At 39.2% G+C, this 395-nt stretch carries 1 protein-coding gene; it reads right to left on the bottom strand.

Features of this window, described 5'->3' with window-relative positions:
- The coding region (locus H3Z82_RS19465) for a hypothetical protein (protein WP_182207122.1) at nt 1–395 on the bottom strand (395 nt) is incomplete at both ends.

Raw genomic sequence — 395 nt, 5'->3', positions numbered from 1 at the left:
ACATAATCCGTAAACGCCACGTTTTTAGAAATAATCAGTTCATCTTCGGAAAACTGCCCATCAAAATTCCAGTCGGCCCAAACTCTTACCCTATTGATGTCAGATACACCACCATTTCCAGATTCGGTGATAATAGTCATAGAATAGGACTCACCTAACTCTAAATCAGTACTTACAGAATTAAAATAATTGTAATAATTATTCAAATCTGGGGCATGATCAATGGTCCCCACCTTTACATTATTGATGTTAAAATAAGTGCCATATTCAGGCATGGTCTCACAATATGCAACAATGGCACTCACACTGCCTGTATATGAACCTGTTTCCCCTTCGGCATTTGTAACTGTCAAGGAGTAGCTATAGATCCCTGGCTCGTCGTAGGTTATTTCAGG

Source organism: Gelidibacter maritimus (genome assembly GCF_014062315.1).
In the GTDB taxonomy this organism is placed as follows: domain Bacteria; phylum Bacteroidota; class Bacteroidia; order Flavobacteriales; family Flavobacteriaceae; genus Gelidibacter; species Gelidibacter maritimus.
Note: the sequence above shows the minus strand (reverse complement) of the source record. Positions and strands in the feature narration are given on the sequence as shown.